Annotated in this window: 14 protein-coding genes and 1 pseudogene; 14 read left to right on the top strand and 1 reads right to left on the bottom strand. The window is 64.3% G+C overall.

Annotated features, from left to right (window positions below; genetic code table 11):
• Positions 1-77: 77 nt before the first annotated feature.
• Positions 78-232, top strand: a pseudogene (locus ACTPOE_RS14025) (helix-turn-helix domain-containing transcriptional regulator); the annotation flags it as partial.
• A gap of 435 nt (positions 233-667) precedes the next feature.
• Here ACTPOE_RS14025 and ACTPOE_RS14020 read toward each other — a convergent pair.
• The gene (locus ACTPOE_RS14020; RefSeq protein WP_458872871.1) at positions 668-943 is read right to left on the bottom strand and encodes a hypothetical protein; all 276 of its coding nucleotides are present in this window, start codon (positions 941-943) and stop codon (positions 668-670) included.
• A 180-nt stretch (positions 944-1,123) separates the two neighbouring features.
• On the opposite strand from ACTPOE_RS14020, the gene apbC reads away from it, so the two are divergent.
• From apbC to ACTPOE_RS13955, 13 genes are all read left to right on the top strand, one after another.
• Positions 1,124-2,209, top strand: coding sequence for an iron-sulfur cluster carrier protein ApbC (gene apbC / locus ACTPOE_RS14015; RefSeq protein ID WP_458872870.1), 1,086 nt, complete (start codon positions 1,124-1,126; stop codon positions 2,207-2,209).
• Positions 2,209-4,098 (top strand): autotransporter assembly complex protein TamA, encoded by a 1,890-nt coding sequence (locus tag ACTPOE_RS14010; RefSeq protein WP_458872869.1) that lies wholly within the window; start codon positions 2,209-2,211, stop codon positions 4,096-4,098. The genes apbC and ACTPOE_RS14010 overlap by 1 nt, the downstream gene beginning before the upstream one ends.
• Positions 4,095-7,682 (top strand): translocation/assembly module TamB domain-containing protein, encoded by a 3,588-nt coding sequence (locus ACTPOE_RS14005; RefSeq protein WP_458872868.1) that lies wholly within the window; start codon positions 4,095-4,097, stop codon positions 7,680-7,682. The genes ACTPOE_RS14010 and ACTPOE_RS14005 overlap by 4 nt, the downstream gene beginning before the upstream one ends.
• A 69-nt stretch (positions 7,683-7,751) precedes the next feature.
• Positions 7,752-8,315: a dCTP deaminase gene (gene dcd, locus ACTPOE_RS14000; RefSeq protein ID WP_458872867.1), complete on the top strand. Its 564-nt coding sequence runs from the start codon at positions 7,752-7,754 to the stop codon at positions 8,313-8,315.
• 5 nt (positions 8,316-8,320) lie between these two features.
• Positions 8,321-10,585 carry an Orn/Lys/Arg family decarboxylase gene (locus ACTPOE_RS13995; RefSeq protein ID WP_458872866.1) on the top strand — a complete coding sequence of 755 codons (2,265 nt, stop codon included), beginning with the start codon at positions 8,321-8,323 and terminating at the stop codon, positions 10,583-10,585.
• Positions 10,586-10,590: 5 nt separating this feature from the next.
• On the top strand, positions 10,591-11,880 hold the full coding sequence (locus ACTPOE_RS13990) for a BaiN/RdsA family NAD(P)/FAD-dependent oxidoreductase (RefSeq protein WP_458872864.1): 1,290 nt from the start codon (positions 10,591-10,593) through the stop codon (positions 11,878-11,880).
• A gap of 179 nt (positions 11,881-12,059) precedes the next feature.
• A complete protein-coding gene (locus tag ACTPOE_RS13985) occupies positions 12,060-12,830 on the top strand; it encodes an SDR family NAD(P)-dependent oxidoreductase (protein WP_458872863.1) in 771 nt (256 codons plus the stop codon).
• Between the two features lie 12 nt (positions 12,831-12,842).
• A complete protein-coding gene (locus ACTPOE_RS13980) occupies positions 12,843-15,020 on the top strand; it encodes a dehydrogenase E1 component subunit alpha/beta (protein ID WP_458872862.1) in 2,178 nt (725 codons plus the stop codon).
• A gap of 10 nt (positions 15,021-15,030) precedes the next feature.
• The gene (locus ACTPOE_RS13975) at positions 15,031-15,549 is read left to right on the top strand and encodes an SDR family NAD(P)-dependent oxidoreductase (protein ID WP_458872861.1); all 519 of its coding nucleotides are present in this window, start codon (positions 15,031-15,033) and stop codon (positions 15,547-15,549) included.
• Positions 15,482-15,751 carry an SDR family NAD(P)-dependent oxidoreductase gene (locus tag ACTPOE_RS13970; protein ID WP_458872860.1) on the top strand — a complete coding sequence of 90 codons (270 nt, stop codon included), beginning with the start codon at positions 15,482-15,484 and terminating at the stop codon, positions 15,749-15,751. Before ACTPOE_RS13975 ends, ACTPOE_RS13970 begins: the two co-directional genes overlap by 68 nt.
• 17 nt (positions 15,752-15,768) lie before the next feature.
• On the top strand, positions 15,769-16,467 hold the full coding sequence (locus ACTPOE_RS13965; protein WP_458872859.1) for a GntR family transcriptional regulator: 699 nt from the start codon (positions 15,769-15,771) through the stop codon (positions 16,465-16,467).
• A gap of 13 nt (positions 16,468-16,480) precedes the next feature.
• Positions 16,481-17,686 carry a dihydrolipoamide acetyltransferase family protein gene (locus ACTPOE_RS13960; RefSeq protein WP_458872858.1) on the top strand — a complete coding sequence of 402 codons (1,206 nt, stop codon included), beginning with the start codon at positions 16,481-16,483 and terminating at the stop codon, positions 17,684-17,686.
• Between the two features lie 74 nt (positions 17,687-17,760).
• Positions 17,761-18,954, top strand: coding sequence for an ABC transporter substrate-binding protein (locus tag ACTPOE_RS13955; RefSeq protein ID WP_458872857.1), 1,194 nt, complete (start codon positions 17,761-17,763; stop codon positions 18,952-18,954).
• The last annotated feature ends 8 nt before the right edge of the window (positions 18,955-18,962 follow it).

Raw genomic sequence — 18,962 nt, 5'->3', positions numbered from 1 at the left:
GAGGGGGGGAAAAGGCAAAGGATTGATTCTATCAGGCGGGGTTGGGGGCGGGCGGTCTTGTCCGCTGTGGCGATGGGTCGGAGCAGGCGCATTTGCATCCGACGCAGCTTTATCGGATGCTGTCCCCAAGGGGAATCCGGGGCCGGGTAGCTTGGTGGCGATCTTGAAGGCGATGGGGTTGCGGCTGGCGGTGCGGCCGATGGGGCTTGCCGAGTCTGTGCGTGGGGGATGACTCGAATCGGCCGAAAGCAACTGTTCACACGTGATTGGATGCACCCCTAATCGGCCATGCCGATTTGACATAACATACCAATACTGGTATTTTGTACAGCAATAGTGGCGGCGCACAATGTGCTGCCACGTTGCTTTGGGAGAAAACCATGACAACACCTAAACGTGTCGCCTGGAAGGACATCGTCGCGCCACCGCTTAACTGGGCAGCCCCAAAGATATCCGACCAAGACTCCGGATCCGGCGAGGCCCAACAAGACCGGAAAGAGCAAGGCTCCGACAAGTAAGCATCCTGGCGACTTGGCTGTGGATACGTTTTGGCAGCACAGCCCCTAAATGCCGCGGCCCCTTCAGAATGCTTCTGAAGGGGCCGTTTCGGTGCACGACAGCGGTCGTTCGTCTCGGCGCCTGAAGGCAGTCACGAGACGTCCGTTGATCAAGGAATCTCGCGCATCTCGATATCCGTCACGTCCCGTTCACGAGCAGGCTGATCCCCCCGGGACCAGGTCCCGGGACGCGGCGGCATGGGCGAGCGGCGGCGTTCCGCCCAGTAGGTCTTCACGCCGAAGGGCCGGCCCTGCAGCCGGGCGACGATGTACAGCACGCCGATCGCCAGGGCGGTCGAGGCCATGAAGACGAAAGCCATCACCAGGCCGAAGAAGGCCAGGATCAGGAACAGGATGGCGCGCAGGATTTGCTGGATCAGATTCATGAGAGTTGGACTCCTGTGGCCGGAAAAGGTTGCATGCGGGGCGCGGCGGGGCGCCGGGCGGGCGGATGCGGCGTCCGGCCGGATCCGGGGGCGCCTGTCATGCCCATATTGGGGTCAATCGGCGGATTTCCAGGGGAATCCGCTATGCTTCTGGTTTCGACTGTTTTCTCCCGGACCTCTATGGCTACCACGATACAGGACATCCGCGCGATCCTGTCCAGGGTCATCAACCCCGACACCCGGAAAACGCTGGCGGTGACCGAACCCGACTTGCGGATCGCCGCCTCGGGCGACGCCTTCGACATCACTGTAACCCTGGGCTATCCCTTGTTCAATGGCGAGCAGGCCCTGGAGGCCGCCATCCGGACCGCGCTGGACGCGGCCGGCGCGCGCCTGGGCAGGCTGGAATTCCAGTCCCGGATCGTCGCTCACTCGGTGCAGCGCGGGCTGCGCACCCTGGACAATGTGCGCAACGTCATCGCCGTGGCTTCCGGCAAGGGGGGGGTCGGCAAGAGCACCACGGCCGTCAACCTCGCCCTGGCGCTGCACAGCCAGGGCGCGCGCGTCGGCCTGCTGGACGCCGACATCTACGGCCCCAGCGTGCCCATCATGCTGGGCCTGTCGGGCAAGCCGAAGAGCGTGGACGGCAAGAGCATGGAACCCATGATCGGCCACGGGCTGCAGGCCAATTCCATCGGCTTCCTGATGGACGACGACGGTCCGGCGATCTGGCGCGGTCCCATGGTGACCCAGGCCCTGACCCAGTTGCTGTCGCTTACGAATTGGCACGATCTGGATTACCTGATCGTGGACATGCCTCCGGGAACAGGCGATATTGCCCTCACCATGGCCCAGAAGGTTCCGCTCACGGGGGCGATCATCGTCACCACGCCCCAGGATCTGGCCTTGGCCGACGCCCGCAAGGGTCTGATCATGTTCCAGAAGGTAGATGTCCCGGTGTTGGGGATCGTTGAAAACATGTCCGTCCACGTGTGCTCCAATTGCGGGCACGCCGAGCCGATTTTCGGCCAGGACGGCGGCCGCCAGCTGGCGGCGACTTATCACTTGCCCTGGCTGGGGGCCTTGCCGCTGCAACTCGACATCCGCCAGGAAACCGATTCCGGCCGGCCCAGTGTCGTCGCTTCGCCCGACGGCGAGGCCGCGCGCCGCTATCAGGACATCGCCCGTCAGCTGGCCATCCATGTGGCCGGGCAGCCGCTGGACGATTCCGGTTCACGGCCCCGGGTCGTGGCGCGCACGAGCTGATGCCTGGCGACTCCCTGACCGGATTCGCCAGAGGTGTGCGTCGGGCGCTGCTCGCCCTGGGGGCCGCGGTCTGCGCCCCCGCGCTGGCCGCGCCTCCGGAAGTCATCATCGACCCGGGGGGCGCCCCGCCCAAAGTGTTACAGGCTATTACGGATGCCGTCGGCGCGATCACGCGCCTGACCGAGGATCAGGACGTGCGCGAAGTCTCGCGCCTGCGCCGGCGCGCCTGGGAGGCGGCCCAGGCCGCCTTGCGGACCCAGGGTTATTTCGGGGCGACCGTCACGCTGGACGTGACGCCGGGCGCGGCGAACGGCGGCGAATTCTGGGACATCGCGATCGACACCGGCGAACGCGCCCGGGTGCGCCAGCTCGGCCTGCGCTTCGAAGGCGCGCTCGCCGGTGATGCCTACGCGGCCCGGCGTCAGTCCCTGCGGGACGACTGGCTGCTCAAGCCGGGCATGCCCTTCATCAACGACGACTGGAGCCGGGCCAAGACCGAGCTGCTGGACGCCGCCTCGCGCCGGGACTTCTATTACGCCCGCTATGCGCAGACCCGGGCGGCCGTCGATCCCCGGGCGGCCAAGGCCGACCTGGATGTGGTGCTCGACAGCGGGCCGCCGGTGCGGCTGGGCGAACTCCAGATCACCGGGCTGAAGCGGGTGCCCGAATCCCTGATCCGGCGCTACGTGCGCTACGACCCGGGCGACGCCTACGACCAGACGCGCCTGGAGGATTGGCAGCAGGCCCTGCAGTCCATCACCTTTTTCCGTGGCGCCTTCGTCACCCTGGCCGACGGCACGCCGCCGGTACAGGGAACCGACGCCGCGCCGGCCGGGACGCGCGCCGGCGCCGACACGGCCCCGCAGGCCGCCGCCGCGCCGCCGATCGAGCGGCCCCGGGGCACCGATCCCGTCACGCTGCCCGTGCGCATCCAGGTGACCGAGGGCCCCGCCCGTTACGCCAGCGGCTCGCTCGGCGTGGACAGTGACCACGGTGTGCGGGTGGAAGGTCTGTACCGCCAGAACGTGGTCTACGGCCTGCCGGTCTGGATCGAGACCGGCGCCGGGGTCGACACGAAGCGGCAGCGCGCCTTCTTCGACGTGCACCTGCCGCCCGGCATGGACGGCGGCCAGGACAGTTTTGGCCTGCTGTACGATCATTCGGATATCGAGGGCCTGGAAACCAGCCGCGCGGGCCTGGGCTGGAAGCGCAGCCAGACGCGCAAGGCGGCCGGCGACAGCCGCGTCGAATACGAGGTCCGCTGGGGCGCCCTGGTCGCTTACGACAAGACCCGCATTTCCGGCGATTCGCGCTACGAGGTCCCGAGCTGGGCGGCCACCTGGCAATGGCTGCGCCGTGACGTGGATTCCAAGTACGATCCGCGCGAAGGCAATCTGGTCGAATTCGGCCTGGGCGTGGGCACGACCCTGGACGACGGCAAGGCCTTCTATCGCAGCAGCCTGCGCGCCCAGCAGTGGTGGCGGGTCGGCGAGCGCGACGTGCTGACCGTGCGCGGCGAGATCGGCAAGGTCTGGGCGGACACCACTCGCCTGCCGCAGGATTTCTCTTGGCGCACCGGCGGCTCGCGCAGCATCCGGGGCTATCGCTATCAGAGCATCGGTCTGGAGCGCGGCGACGCCATCATCGGTGCGCCTGTGCTGGGCGTGGCCAGCATCGAATACACGCACTATTTCACCGACGTCCTGGGCGCCAATCTGTTCGTCGACGCGGGGGACGCGGCCGAGTCCTTCGGCCAGTTCGACTGGCACCTGGGCTATGGGGCCGGCCTGGCGGTGCGCACCCCGGCCGGGCCGTTCTTCGTCGATCTGGCCTGGGCGCAGAAGGACCGCCGCCTGCGGTTGCAGTTCTCCCTGGGGATCGCGTTTTGAGGGCGCGGATCTGGCGTGGCCTGCGGGCCTTCGGACTCTGGGGGCTGCCGCCCATCGTATTGGCGCTGCTGCTGGCCATGGGTTTCGCCGCCTGGTGCGTCTCCAGTACGACGGGAACCCGCTGGCTGCTGCGCACGGCGGCGGGCCAGTTGGGCGGCGAGGTCCATGGCGTGCGCGGCACCCTGGTCCACGGGCTGTACGTCGAGGGGCTGTCGATCGCCCTGCCCGACGTGGACGTGCGCGTGGTCGGGCTGCACCTGAAGGCGCTCTGGCCGGAACTGCTGGACCGCCGCCTGCACGTCAACGACCTGTCGGCCGTGCGCGTGGACGTGGACCTGCGCACCGCGCCGTCCGCCGCGCCCGCGGAGGACGAACCCTTCCGGATGCCGGCGCCGCCGCTGGGCCTGCGGGTCGACCGGCTGGCGCTGGGGGGGCTGGGCCTGCGCATCGACGGGGAGCCCCTGCCCATCGATCTGCTGTCCGTGTCGACCGCCCTGACGCTGGACGCCCACACGGCGACCGTGACGTTGGACCAGTTGCAGGCCGCGCACCGGGACACGCTGCTGAAGTTCCAGGGCAACCTGGCCTTGCGCGGGCTGGCGGCGCCCTGGCCCTTCGAGCTCAACCTGCACGGGTCCGCCCAGGACCGCGGCGCGCAGTCGCCGGTCTGCTTGCGGCGGCTGCTAGCGGCCGGAAGCGGCGTGGGCGGCGGCGAGCCGACCGGGGACGAGTGTCGCGTCGATCTGGACTTGCGTCTGGCCGGGACCCTGCAGGCGCTGCATCTGCAGGCCCACGGCCGGGGCGAGGGCCTGGAACTGCAGGCTCGGGCCGACATCCTCCCCGGCCAATCCTTCCCCCTGGGCGCGGCGCAGGCGGACCTGCGCCTGCCGGGCGACACTCGCGTGACGCTCGATGTCGCGCCCGAGGCGCCGGAGGCGGACGGCCTGCGTCCGGTCCGCGCCCGGTGGTCCGTGCGGCAGTTGCGTCCGGATCCCTGGCTGCCGTCGGACCTGGGGCCGGCGCTGCTCAATCTGAAGGGCGAACTGCGGGCGCGCCTGGACGCCGACCAGCGCCTGCGGGATCTGGGCCTGGACCTGGTGTTCGACGGCCCCAATCGCTGGAACGGCCAGCCCCTGTCGGGCCGGATCCGGCTGGACCGCCTGTCGCGGGCGGGTGGGGCGTTGTTCGATGCGCGCGCGGCGGAGCCGGCGGATTTCCTGGGGCTTCAGGCTGCGGGACTGGATGTGGACCTGACCCTGGGGCCGGACCGGATCCACGCCGGCGGGGATGCCTCGGCGGACGCCAGCCGGCTGACGCTGCGGGCCCGGCTGCCGGCTTTGGCGGCCTTGTGGCCCGGCCTGCCGGGCGGCGCGGAACTGGATTTCGACGTGTCCGGTCCCCTGGCCAGTCACCGGGGCCGCCTGAAAGCCCGCTATGCGCCGCCGGACGCCCGGGACGGCGTGCCTGGCCTGGCGCCCATGAACCTGGACCTGGCCTTCGGGGGCGGCTGGGCGCAGGCGCAGGGCTGGCGCGGCCAGTTGACCTCTTTGCGGGCCGAGCACGCCGGCCTGGTCCTGGACAGCCGGGCGGTGGTGCCGCTGGCGCTGGACGCCGAAGGCGGCTGGCAGGTCGGCCAGGCAGTCCTCGGGCTGGCGCTGGACGGCGAATCTCTGTTCAGCCTGCGTCACCAGGCCTCGGCCGGCGGACAAGGCCATTGGGAAACGCGCGGCGGCATCGAATCACTGACTGTCACACCGGAACGCATCACCCGGCTACGGGCCTGGCTGGACCGCGCCGGCGCGCGGCAGGGCGGGGTGCGCACCGAACTGTCCGAACAGGCGCGGCGCAGCCGCCTGGACGCGAGCCTGGCCTGGAACCTGAAATTCGACGGTGCCCTGGCCGGCGACATTCATCTGGCCCGCCGGGACGGCGACCTGACCGTGCCCGGCGACGTGCCCATCCAGCTCGGTCTGGAAGACGCCCGCCTGGACATCGCCATCCGGCGCGTCGGCGACGGCCTCAGCCGCGCCGACGCCGATCTCCAGGTCCGCACGCGCGAAATGGGCCGCATGCGTCTGCGGGCCGACACGCCGATCCACGCGGTCCCGGGGGGCGGGCTGGCCTTGCGGCCGCGGGACGAACGGCACCTGCGTTTCGAGGCCGAGTCCCAGGATCTGGCCTGGCTGAACCTGCTGCTGGGCGGGGAGATGGAAGTCGGCGGCACCCTGCAGGCCGACGTCCAGGGCCGCAGCCTGCCCGACGGACGCTGGATGCTGTCCGGTCCGCTGAGCGGCGACGGCCTGCGCCTGCTGATCGCCGACCAGGGCGTGCGGCTGCTGGACGGCACCCTGCAGGCTCATTTCGATGGCACCCGGGTGCTGCTGGACCACTTGCGTTTCCCGGCGGTGCGCCGGGTCGTCCCCAAGGAATGGCGCACCGCCACCTGGATCGCGGAAAATCCGGACGCCCAGGGCGGCGCCCTGGACTTGTCGGGCGCCTGGGATCTGATCGAGAGCCAGGGTCGGGTGGACGTCGCCTTCCGGCGGTATCCGATCCTGCAGCGTTCCGACCGCTACGCCATGGTCAGCGGCGATCTCCAGGTCCGGGCGACCCTGCCGGAAATCCTCATCGGCGGCAAGATCACGGCCGACGCCGGCTGGTTCGACCTGGATATGCTCAATGCCATTCCGTCCCTGGACGGCGACGTGGTGATCCTCGAACCGGGGCAGACGAAAGCCGCCCTGGATTGCGCGGACGATCCGCGGCCCGCCGGCCGCCCGGGCGCGGCGCCGTCCGAGGGGGCCGGCCGATGCACGGGATCGCCGCCGCTGGACCTGAAGGCCGACCTGAAGATCGACCTGGGGCCGCGCTTCTACCTGACCGGCTTCGGCCTGGACTCGGGGCTGGTCGGCAGCATGGACCTGCACCTGAACGATGGCAAGCTCACGGCGCTGGGCCAGCTGCGCACCCGCGGCGGCGCCATCAACACCTACGGCCAGCACCTGCAACTGCGGCGCGGCACCATCACCTTCCAGGGGGACGTAGCCAATCCCGTGCTCGACATCCAGGCCCTGCGCACCGACGTGGCGGTGCAGGCCGGAGTTCGGGTGGCCGGCACCGCCCGGCGCCCGCGCATCGACCTGATGTCGATTCCCGACGTCAGCGAAACCGAGAAACTGACCTGGCTGCTGCTGGGACACGGGCCGGATCAAGGCGGAGCGGACATGTCGCTGCTGTTCTCGGTGGGCAGCTCCTTCCTGTCGGGTGGCGAGCCGTTCTACAAGCGCTTCGGCCTGGACGAACTGAGCATGCGCTCGGGCGAACTGGGCAGCACGGGCAGCATCCTGCCGGTCGAGAGCGTGGTGAGCGGTCTGGACGCGGGCGCCAGCCCCATCGAGCAGCGTTTCGTCCTGGCCGGCAAGACCCTGACCGACGACCTGCGGCTGAGCCTGGAGCAGGCCCTGGCGCAGACCGGCACCGTGGCGCGGCTGAGCTACCGGCTGATGCGCAACCTGCAGGCCGAGGTCACCACGGGCACCGTCAGCGGCCTGGCGCTGGTCTATCGCTGGTTCTCGATGGACTAGGGAGCCTCTGAACGAGTCATCGCGCCGCGATGTGCCTTAAAATACCGCAACTTTGAACAGAGGGCGCCCATGAGCATCAAAAACGACCGCTGGATCCGGCGCGCCGCGCAGGCCGGCATGATCGAACCCTTCGAGCCCGGCCAGGTGCGCTCGGCCGACGGCCAGCGGATCGTCAGCTACGGCACCAGCAGCTATGGCTACGACGTGCGCTGCGCCCGCGAATTCAAGATCTTCACGAACATCAACTCCACCATCGTCGACCCCAAGGCCTTCGATGAAAAGTCCTTCGTGGATTTCGAGGGCGACGTGTGCATCATCCCGCCCAACTCCTTCGCCCTGGCCCGCACGGTCGAATACTTCCGCATTCCGCGTTCCGTGCTGACCGTGTGCTTGGGGAAAAGCACCTACGCCCGCTGCGGCATCATCGTCAACGTCACACCGCTGGAACCCGAATGGGAAGGCCACGTGACGCTGGAATTCTCCAACACCACCCCCCTGCCGGCGAAGATCTACGCCGGCGAGGGCTGCGCCCAGATGCTGTTCTTCGAAAGCGACGAGGTCTGCGAGACCTCCTACGCCGACCGGGGGGGCAAGTATCAGGGCCAGCAGGGGGTCACGCTGCCCCGCACCTAGCCGCCATGAAATTTCGTTTTCCCATCGTCATCATCGACGAAGACTACCGCTCCGAGAACGCCTCGGGCTTCGGCATCCGCGCCCTGGCTTCGGCCATCGAGGCCGAGGGCGTCGAGGTCCTGGGGGTCACCAGCTACGGCGACCTCAGTTCCTTCGCGCAGCAGCAGAGCCGCGCCAGCGCCTTCATCCTGTCGATCGACGACGAGGAATTCGACGAGGATTCCCCGGAAGACGTCGCCAACGCGATCAAGAACCTGCGCGCCTTCATCGGCGAACTGCGCTTCCGCAACGAGGACATCCCCATCTACCTGTACGGGGAGACGCGCACCTCGCAGCACATCCCCAACGACATCCTGCGCGAACTGCACGGCTTCATCCACATGTTCGAGGATACGCCGGAATTCGTCGCGCGCCACATCATCCGCGAGGCCCGCGCCTACCTGGACAGCCTGCCGCCGCCGTTCTTCCGCGAACTGCTGGAATACGCCTCCGACGGCTCCTATTCCTGGCACTGTCCCGGGCACTCGGGCGGGGTGGCCTTCCTGAAAAGCCCCGTGGGGCAGATGTTCCACCAGTTTTTCGGCGAGAACATGCTGCGCGCCGACGTCTGCAACGCGGTGGACGAACTGGGCCAGTTGCTGGACCACACCGGCCCGGTGGCCGAATCGGAACGCAACGCGGCGCGCATCTTCCACGCCGACCACTGCTTCTTCGTCACCAACGGCACGTCCACGTCCAACAAGATCGTCTGGCACGCCAACGTCGCCGCGGGCGACGTGGTGGTGGTGGACCGCAACTGCCACAAGTCGATCCTGCATGCCATCACCATGACCGGCGCCATCCCGGTGTTCCTGCGTCCCACGCGCAACCACCTGGGCATCATCGGCCCGATCCCGCTCGAGGAATTCGATCCCGAGAACATCCGCAGGAAGATCGAGGCCAACCCCTTCGCGCGCGAGGCCGCCAACAAGCGCCCGCGCATCCTGACGCTGACCCAGAGCACCTACGACGGCGTGATCTACAACGTCGAGATGATCAAGGAAAAGCTCGGATCCGAGATCGACACCCTGCACTTCGACGAGGCCTGGCTGCCGCACGCGGCCTTCCACGAGTTCTACGAGGACATGCACGCCATCGGCCCGAACCGGCCGCGCAGCAAGGACACGATGATCTACGCGACGCACTCCACGCACAAGCTGCTGGCTGGCCTGTCGCAGGCCTCGCAGATCGTCGTCCAGGATTCCGAGGACCGCAAGCTGGACCGCAACCTCTTCAACGAGGCGTTCCTGATGCACACCTCGACCTCGCCGCAGTACGCCATCATCGCGTCCTGCGACGTGGCGGCGGCCATGATGGAACCCCCGGGGGGCACGGCCCTGGTCGAGGAATCCATCCGCGAAGCCCTGGATTTCCGCCGCGCCATGCGCAAGGTCGAGTCCGAGTTCGGCAAGAACGACTGGTGGTTCAAGGTCTGGGGCCCCAACCGCCTGGTGGCCGAAGGCATCGGCAACCGCGAGGACTGGGTGCTGGGTTCCGGTGACGAATGGCACGGCTTCGGCGACCTGGCCGACGGTTTCAACATGCTCGACCCGATCAAGGCCACGGTGGTGACGCCGGGACTGGACATCTCGGGCACCTTCGCCGATTCCGGCATCCCGGCGGCGCTGGTCTCGCGCTACCTGGTCGAGCACGGCGTGGTGGTGGAAAAGACCGGCCTGTACTCCTTCTTCATCCTGTTCACCATCGGCATCACCAAGGGCCGCTGGAACACCCTGCTGACCGCCCTGCAGCAGTTCAAGGACGACTACGACCGCAACCAGCCCCTGTGGCGGGTGCTGCCGGAATTCAGCCGTTCGCACAAGCGCTACGAGCGCATGGGGCTGCGCGACCTGTGCCAGCAGATCCACGAGGCCTACCGCCACTATGATTTCGCCCGCTTGACCACGCGCGTGTATCTCAGCGACATGGTGCCGGCCATGCGCCCGGCCGACGCCTACGCACGCATGGCTCACCGCGAGGTCGAGCGCGTGCCGGTCGACCGGCTCGAAGGCCGCGTCACCGGGGTGCTGCTGACGCCCTATCCGCCGGGCATTCCGCTGCTGATCCCGGGCGAGCGCTTCAACCGCGACATCGTCGATTACCTGAAGTTCACTCAGGAATTCAACCAGCAGTTCCCGGGCTTCGAGACCGATGTCCACGGACTGGCATACGAGACCGACGAGCAGGGCCGGCGGCACTATTACGTGGACTGCATTCGCGAAGGCGCCTGATCTTCGTGGGGACACGTTTCGACGCGGCGGTCGTGGGCGCCGGCGCGGCCGGCATGATGACGGCCGCCGTGGCGGCGCGGCGTGGCCTGCGGGTGGTCCTGATCGACCATGCCGGGCGGCTCGCGGAAAAGATCCGCATCTCCGGGGGCGGACGCTGCAATTTCACCAACCTGGGCGCCAGTCCCGCGCAGTTCCTGTCGCGCAATCCCGATTTCTGCCGTTCCGCCCTGCGGGCCTACGGGCCGGGCGACTTCCTGGACCTGCTGCGCGCGCATCGCGTGTCCTGGCATGAAAAGCACCGGGGCCAGCTGTTCTGCGACGATTCCAGTGAATCCATCATCCGGGTCCTGCGCCGCGAATGCGAGGCGGGCGGGGTGCATTGGCGCATGCCGTGCGCCGTCCGGACCGTGGGCCGGGAAGCGGACGGCTTCCGGCTGGACACCGACGCCGGGCCGGTCCGGGCCGCCCGGCTGGTGCTGGCGACCGGCGGCATGGCGATCCCGCAACTGGGCGCTACCGACTTCAGCCTGCGGATCGCGCGCCAGTTCGGCCTGCGCATCGTCGAGCCGCGCCCGGCGCTGGTGCCGCTGACCTTCGACGCGGACCAGTGGCGGCCTTACGCGGCTCTGGCCGGTGTGTCCCTGGAAGTGCGCCTGTCGCATGAGGCCGCCGCGGCTGATGGGGGTGGGAAACCAGGTGGCGGGAAGCGCTTCCGCCAGCCGGCGCGGGCCGAGTTCCTGGAGGACCTGCTGTTCACCCATCGCGGCCTGTCGGGGCCGGGCATCCTGCAGATTTCCAGCCATTGGCGCCCTGGCGATCCGATCCACATCGATTTGTCGCCGGGCCGCGACATGGCCGAGGCCCTGGTGGCGGCCAAGGCAGGCAGCCGCCAGACCGTGGCCGCCGCGCTGGCCCAGTTCTGGCCCAGGCGGCTGGCCGAGGCCTGGCTGTCCGCCGCTCCCGCGGCGGACAGCCAGTCGGATGCCGACGATCTGGCGGGCCTCGGAGGCCTGCGCCTGGCCGACGCGCCCGACCGCCGCTTGCGCGCCCTGGGCGAGCGCATCCATGGCTGGACATTGTGGCCCACGGGCACCGCCGGCTACAAAAAGGCCGAGGTCATGAGCGGCGGCGTCGATACGGACGAACTGGACCAGCGCAGCCTGGAATCGCGTCGCTGCACGGGCCTGTACGTGGTGGGCGAGGCGGTGGACGTCACCGGCTGGCTGGGCGGCTACAACTTCCAGTGGGCCTGGTCCTCGGGCGTGGCCTGCGGACGGGCGCTGACTGCCTGCTGACGGGAACTTCCTCTTTCGGCGGGACGGAGCCCCGGAGCCTGACTGGCTGCCTGCGGGCAGTGTGGATCCGAATTTCTCCGGGATTGTACCGATTGATTGTCTGGAGTGAGCTATTTATATTTGAGATATGTGATCACATCTCACATATATGTAATATCTCACATATAAGATCGCGGAAAATGACTGGAAAATTTTTTGATCTCAGAGGGAAAATTATCGTGATCACAGGCGCCGCCGGTGGCATAGGCAGCGTGGTTTCACGGGCGCTGGGCGAGGAGGGTGCTGTCTTGTCGCTCGTCGATCTGCCGGGGGAGAGTCTGGATGCGCTCACAGCAGACCTTCTCGAATCCGGCGTCGTGGCGAAATCGTTCGGATTGCGGGTGGAGGACAGGGTGGCCTGCTTTCTGGCGATGGAACGAGCTGAGGCTGAATTCGGCCGCGTCGATGTGCTGATAAATTGTGCAGGGGTGAACACCCGCATGCGGCCGGAAGAATATGAAGAAGAAACCTGGGACCGCATCCTGGACGTCAATCTAAAGGGCACGTTCAATATGTGCCAGGCTGTTTATCGTGGAATGAAATTCCGTGGCTGCGGGAAGATAATCAATTTCGGATCCATATTGTCCCTTTCCTCCAACGCCGTAACGTCTGCCTATTCCGCCAGCAAGGGTGGCGTATTGCAACTGACCCGTTCGCTGTCTTGCGCCTGGGGGCCTGATGGGATCAACGTCAATGCCATACTGCCCGGATGGATTGATACCCCGTTGTCCCGCCAGGCGCGTATCGATATTCCTGGACATGCCGAGCGCGTCGTGGCGACCACTCCGCTGGGCCGTTGGGGATTGCCCGAGGATCTTATCGGAGCAGTGATATTCCTGTCCGCGGCGGGTTCGGATTTTGTGGCCGGAGCGGGTTTGCTTGTCGACGGTGGCGTCACTGCACATATTTGAACCGAGGACCTCATGCGATTCGAGAATATAAGCGCAAATACGCCGGCATCCATGCTGATCGTCGAGGATGGCGATTGGGCCAAATTGGCGACTGCGGACGCGAAGCGCCTGGTCACCTTGTTCCTGTCCGCGAGGCGATTCGAAGAGAAAATCCTGCAGCTCGACAAGCTGAATCTGGTTCATGGGCCAGCCCATTCCAGCATCGGACAGGAAGGGGCGGCGGCTGGCTGTTTGGCGGCATTGCCCGCCAACTCCTTGATGAACGGGACTCACCGTGCCCATCATCAATGCGTGGCGAAGGCTATCAATGCCTTGTATGAGGACGGTTTCGACCCGGAGGCCGGCGGGCTGACTGCGCGCATGTATGAGGAAATACGGGGCCTCATGCAGGAGATTCTGGGTCTGTCAGGGGGGTGGACCGGAGGGCGTGGAGGCTCGATGCATCTACGCCGGGCAGAGCTTGGCATCATGGGGACCAATGCCATCGTTGCTGGCGGGCTCCCCATTGCCTGCGGGCATGCGTTCGCTGAAAAGTACCGGGGATCGGATAAGGTCATGGTGTCGTTCTTTGGCGACGGTGCGGTTCATCAGGGTGCAACGCATGAGTCCATGAATCTTGCGGCGCTTTATCGCCTGCCTCTGATCTTCTTCCTGGAGAATAATCACTACGCCGTGTCAATGAGCGTCGAGCAGTCGACTTACCAGACCGAGCTGCTGACGAGACCACAGGCGCATGGGATCGAAGCAGTCAAAGTCGACGGCATGAATCCCCTTGCTGTATGGCTGGCGGCGGGCTGGGCCAGGGACTATATCGCCAGGGAGCAGCGACCCGTTTGTATCCTGGCTGATGTCTATCGCTACTATCATCAGAGTTCTTCCATTCCGGGAAGTGCCTTTGGCTACCGCACTCGCGAGGAAGAGGCGGAATGGAAAAATCGCGATCCATGGCTGTTTTTCCAACGGGAGCTCCCGGCGCGCGGAATTCTGAGTGAAACTCAGCTGAAGGCCATCGACGCCGGAATTTGCGAAGCCATAGAGGCGGCAGCAGCCTCTTGTGTGGACGGAACCGGATCGAGAACGCATATTCGTGCGGAATTGTGGCCGGACCCGGCAACGGTGGATGTGAACCTGACGAGCAGTATGGAAGAGTTCCACGGCGTACATTACGCCGAGGCGGAGGACTATAACGCCGCCGACATGGAGTCCATGAGCTACATAGAGGCAATTTCGAAGACAATGGCTGCCCGCATGTCCGAGGATGAGCGCATCTGTGTCTTCGGCGAGGACGTGGCGAATATGGGCGGGGGGACCGTCGGTGCCACGCGTGGCCTGATGGATCGCTTTGCCGATCGATTGATCAATACACCGATTACCGAAAATGGCTTTTGTGGCCTCGCGACGGGGGCGGCGCTGTCCGGCTTGCGTCCCGTCGTAGAGCTGATGTACAGCGACTTTTTCCTGGTCGCCGGCGACCAGTTGCTGAACCAGGCGGGAAAGATCCGGCATCTGTTCAATGGCACGGCATCGGTGCCGTTGGTGTTGCGTACCCGTATTCCGGGCCTGGAGGGCTATGGCTCTCAGCACTCCATGGACCCTTCAGGCGTATTTGCTCTTTTCCCCGGCTGGAGAATCGTTGCGCCATCCAATGCCTTCGATTACGTAGGGTTGATGAATTCCGCGTTGCGCTGCGAAGATCCGGTCTTGATCCTTGAGCCGCAGGAATTGCACCAGCACAAGGTGCCTGTCCCTCGTGACCTGAATTACTACATTCCGCTTGGACGGGCGAAGCGTGTCAGGGAGGGGAGGCAGATCACGCTATTGGCCAGTCTGACCATGGTGGATGCCTGCGTGAAGGCTGTTGAGCAATCCGGTGTGAGTGCCGATATCATCGATTTGCGTACCTTGTCTCAGCGCGATATCGATTACCAGTTGATCGGGGAGTCCGTGCGAAAGACGGGCCGTGTGGCCATCGTCGAGCAGACGACACGAGGTGCAAGCTTCGGGGCGCTGATCGCTGACGAGATACAGCGCCGGTATTTCGACTATCTGGACCAGCCCGTGCAGCGGGTCACAGGCCGGTGGGCGCCGCCCGTCGTGTCGCGTGTACTGGAACGCGCTGCTTTGGCTGATGTAAATGATGTCGGCAAGCTGATTGCGCAGATGATGGTCGAGAGCGGCCTGTCCGGATAAGGGGGGCATCATGTTCAGTCTCGAAAAAAAGACAGTTCTCATTACCGGGGCTGCCGGCGGCATTGGAAGTGAGACGGCCCGTATCTGCGCCGGGATGGGTGCCAACCTGATATTGACGGATCTTGTTTGTCCCGAGGATCTGATGGAGGGCCTTCGAGGGCAGGGGCGTCCGGTTCGATTTCTTCCCTTTGACGTGACCGATCGCAAAGAAGTGGAACATGCCATCGAGGGCATCGGGCGTCTGGATGTTCTTGTGGCGAATGCAGGGCATTGTCCTTGGGATGATTGGGAGGATCAAGACTGGGACAGCGTTTTCCAGCGTGTGATCGATATCAATCTATTGGGTTTGATGCACATCACCCGTGCGACTCTCAGGAAAATGCGTGATGACGGTGGGGGGCGCATGGTACTGGTGTCCTCAGTGGCTGCCCGTATGGGCGGGCTGGCCGCCAGCCCGCATTATGTCGCGGCAAAAGGGGGGGGCACTCTCTTTTGTGAAGTGGCTGGCGCGCCGGGCTGCTCCTCATAATGTGATCGTCAATAGCGTCGCCCCCGGAGCCACGGAGACGGCGATGACCAGAGGGCGTGCTTTCGATGGAAATCAGATTCCTCTGGGACGCATGGCGCATCCTCGCGAGATTGCCTTGCCTATCGCATTTTTATGCTCGGATGCGGCCAGCTATATATGCGGTACAACGCTCGATGTAAACGGCGGCGTGTACATGAATTGAATGTAGGGGAATATTGAATGGATGGTGTTCTGGAAAGCCTGCTGCAAAAACAGGAACGAGTGACCGTTGCGGATCAAATATATAACGAGACGCGCCAATTGCTCATGAGCGGGGCCGTTCCCCCGGGAGAGAAAGTCACTTTGCGCGGCTTGGCGGCGGTTCTGAACACCAGCCCCATGCCCGTAAGAGAAGCCGTCAATAGGCTGGTGGCGGAAGGGGCGCTGGAAATGTTGCCCAGCCGCGGCCTTCGCGTGCCCAAGCCGAATCTCTCCAAGTTTCGTGAGATCGTGCGTATCCGCTTGTGCATGGAAGGTTTTGCGGCGGCGGAGGCGACTCGCGTGATCGATGATGAGACGGTATCGGATATTCAAGGATACGCCGATGAATTCCAGCGGCTTGGACGCCAATCGCGCATCGATGTGCTGAAAACCGTCGAGGCAAATAGGAATCTGCATTTCTGCCTGTACAGAGCGTCCGGTATGCCGATGTTGGTATCGATGATTGAAAACATCTGGCTTCAGATTGCTCCGTTATTTTCGCTCAGTATGGGTAGCAGGGACCGGAAGTCCGACAGTTGGGAGTCATTTGGCCATCATGATGATTTGCTCAGATTTCTGAGACTGCGTGACCCGGAGGGTGTCCGGGATGCTGTCGTTGCCGATATTTCAGATGCGGCTTCGTACATTGAAAAGGCTGGAAGCCTGATTGATATCTAAGGGTTGCGCAATCATGGAAATCGACGTTTTGATGCCGGCAATTGGCGCCGGCACGACGCAGGGAAAGGTTCTTAAATGGCTGAAAGATCCGGGCGATGCGGTCATGGTGGGGGATGTTCTGGCCGAGATCGAGACCGACAAGGCTGTCATCGAGCTGGATGCGGTGGATGAAGGGGTGCTGGATCGCATTCTTGTCGATGCAGGAGATGAGGAGATTCCTGTTGGCAGTGTGCTTGCCAAGTTGAAGCTGTCGCATGGTGCCGGGGAATGCATCGATGCCGTTCAATCAACTGGTCAGGTGGCTGCCTCGGTGTCGTCGGGGCAGGAGCGGGAGCAGGAGGCTTCCTCCACGGTAGCGGCATTGAGAGTATTCGCCAGCCCTTCCGCGCGCCGTCTTGCCCGTGAAGCCGGGGTCGAGCTGGATGGCTTGAAGGGCAGCGGACCTGGCGGCAGGATCGTCCGTGTCGACATCGAGCGGGTGGCCGGGCAGCGTCAACCTGTGAAACCGCTTGTTCAGGCAGGGGAACCGCATGCTTCACATGTGGGGTCGCTTTCTCCGCATACGCCGATGCGCCGCACTATCGCTCGACGTCTGGTGGAATCGAAGCGGGAAATACCGCATTTTTATCTAAGAGTGCAGTGCCGGATGGATAAATTGCTGGAGGCCAGGTCTTCTCTCAATGCCAGATCCGACCGGCACTATTCGTTGAATGACTTGCTGGTTCTGGCTGCCGCGCGAGCATTGCACCGTGTGCCCGAACTCAATGTGCGGTGGCATGAAGATGGTGTGCAGCAACATGCCCAGGTTGATATTAGTGTCGCCGTGGCCCTGGATCGGGGCCTAATCACTCCAGTGCTTTTCGATGTTGGTACAGCCGGCTTGCGGCTCATATCGACTCGTCTGGCCGACCTGGTGGTGCGAGCTCGCGAGGGAAGATTGCGTCCGGAGCAATATGAAGGTGGCTGCCTGACTGTATCGAATCTGGGCATGTTCGGTGTGCAGGAGTTCTCCGCCATTATAAATCCCCCCCAAAGCGCAATTCTGGCGGCTGGGTCCGTCGTTCGCCAGCCCGTTGTGGAGGGAGATGAGTTGCGCATAGGCAGTGTCATGACATTGACCCTGTCGGCCGACCATAGGGTAATCGATGGTTCCATAGGCGCCCGCTACCTGACCGCCGTGCGGAGTCTGCTGGAAAATCCCGTCGATTTGATACTGTAGGAATTCTCGTTGTCCGGTTTGAGTAGCTGTGTGGTGCGTGTGTTGGAAAATGCGATTTGATTGGAGATAAACAAATGGCACGACAAAAGAAAATGCATCGTTATATTTTCGGTGCTGCATTGATGTTGCTGGCTCAAGGTGTTATGGCCGAGGATATCAGGATTGGCTATAACAGTGATATGTCCGCCACGGGCTCGGCGGACTTTGGCATATCGGCGTTGGCTGGTGCGCGCCAGGCGGTGGAGGAAATCAATAGCGCGGGAGGCGTCCTTGGCAAGAAGCTGGTCATCGTGGCTCGCGATGATGTCGGTTCACCGCCAAAATCCATTCAGAACGCCAATGAATTGGTAAATAATGAAAAAGTCGCGGTCATGCTGGGGGGCGTGAATTCTGGGAATATGCTGGCGTGGCTGCATATCGTGCAGCAGAAAAAGATACCGACCATTTCTCCGTCGGCCACCGCGACTGAAATTACCAGCCGCTATAGTACGCAGCCCCAGAACTACATATTTAGAGTGTCGATGCGCGACCTTGATCAGATTACGTTGCTGGCGGCCTATGCCGCGCGGGCCAGCAAGAACGGCAAGGTTGCCATCATCGCGGATACGACGGGGTATGGCCAGCAGGGTTCAAAAGATGCGATGCATGTGCTCGGGCTCCATGGCATCAAGCCTGTCGCCGTCGAGAAATTCGGCCCTGCCGATACCGACATGACTTCGCAGCTCAACAAGATACGCGGCGCGGGAGCGGATACGCTGATCGTGTATGCGCTGGCCGATTCCAACGCCCACGTCATGCGCAGCCTGGAAAAGATCAACTATTCTCCGGTCACGCTGGCTTCCTGGGCGAATTTGAGCCCTCCATTCCTGCGTATTGCCGGTCCTGCTCTGGCCGGGAAAATGATCTTCTCCGCCTCCATTACCGAGGACTCCACACCGCAATCCAAGTCGTTGTACGAGACCATTCTGAAAAAAGAAGGAAAGTTGCCCACTTACGTGTTCGCCGCGCATGCCTATGACTCGGTGAAATTGCTGGCGGCTGCGATGGAGCAGGCGAAGACCACGGACGGGGAGAAGGTGCAGCAGGCGCTTGAAAATATGGGGAGGGTCAAGGGTGTGATCAAGGAATATGACCGTCCATTTACCCACGAGAATCATGAAGCTTTGTCCTATAAGGACTTTCGGCTGGTGCGGTGGGTGGATGGCAAGGTTGTTTCCGTGGATGACGATATCACCAGGAAAATCAAGCCGGAAGACCTGAAGCAGTAGTCACGCTG

The sequence above is a fragment of the Castellaniella sp. WN genome (genome assembly GCF_054457555.1).
The sequence above is the reverse complement of the archived record's forward strand: the minus strand, read 5'-3'. Positions and strand labels throughout refer to the sequence as shown.